1 protein-coding gene is annotated in these 1074 nt (G+C 68.0%); it reads left to right on the forward strand.

The features are described 5' to 3' along the window. Nucleotides 1–308 precede the first annotated feature (308 nt). A partial coding sequence (locus ACFZCY_RS45500) for an SDR family NAD(P)-dependent oxidoreductase (RefSeq protein ID WP_391187727.1) occupies nucleotides 309–1074 on the forward strand: 766 nt, incomplete at its 3' end.

The raw sequence follows: 1074 nt of genomic DNA on the forward strand, positions 1-1074 counted from the left end.
CCCTGGTGGCGGCGTTGGGTGGGGGTGGTGCGGTGGTGGAGCGTTGGGTGCTGGATGTGGTGGGGGTTGGGCGTGGTGTTCTGGCTGAGCGGTTGGCTGGGTTTGTGGGGGGTTCGGGGGGGTTGGCGGGTGTGGTGGTGCTTGCTGATGGGGGTGGGGGTTCGGTGGTGGGGCATCGGGGTCTGGATGTGGGGACGGCGGGGGTGTTGTTGATGGTTCAGGCGATGGGGGATGCGGTGGTGGAGGCGCCGTTGTGGGTGGTGACGCGTGGTGCGGTGGCGGTGGAGCCGGGTGAGGTGCCGTGTGTGATGGGTGCTCGTGTGTGGGGGTTGGGGCGGGTGGTGGGGTTGGAGGATCCGGTGCGGTGGGGTGGTTTGGTGGATGTGCCCTGGGAGCCGGTGGAGGGTGATTGGCGGGGTGTTGCTTCTGTTGTTTCGGGTGGTTGTGGTGGTGAGGATCAGGTGGCTGTTCGGGGTTCGGGTGTTTTTGGGCGGCGTTTGTTGCCGGGGGTGGGTTGTGGTGGGGCGGGGTCGTGGCGGGCGCGGGGGAGTGTGGTGGTGACGGGTGGGACGGGTGGTTTGGGTGGTCATGTGGCGCGGTGGTTGGCGCGTGAGGGTGCGGAGCATGTGGTGTTGGCGGGGCGTCGTGGTGGGGGTGCTCCGGGGGCTGTGGAGTTGGAGCGGGAGTTGGTGGGGTTGGGGGCGAAGGTGAGTTTTGTGGCGTGTGATGTGGCTGATCGTGCGTCGGTGGTGGGGTTGTTGGGTGTGGTGGAGGCGTCGGGGGTGCCGTTGCGTGGGGTGTTTCATGCGGCGGGTGTTCCGCAGGTGACGCCGTTGGGTGAGGTGGTGTGGGAGGAGGCTGCGGGGGTGTTGGCGGGTAAGGCGGTGGGTGCGGAGTTGTTGGATGAGTTGACGGCGGATGCGGAGTTGGATGCGTTTGTGTTGTTCTCCTCGGGTGCGGGGGTGTGGGGTAGTGGTGGGCAGTCGGTGTATGCGGCGGCCAATGCGCATCTGGATGCGTTGGCCGAGCGGCGTCGGGCGCGGGGCCTGCCCGCGACCTCGATCGCCTGGGGTC

The sequence above is a fragment of the Streptomyces sp. NPDC007983 genome (genome assembly GCF_042958345.1).
GTDB lineage: Bacteria > Actinomycetota > Actinomycetes > Streptomycetales > Streptomycetaceae > Streptomyces.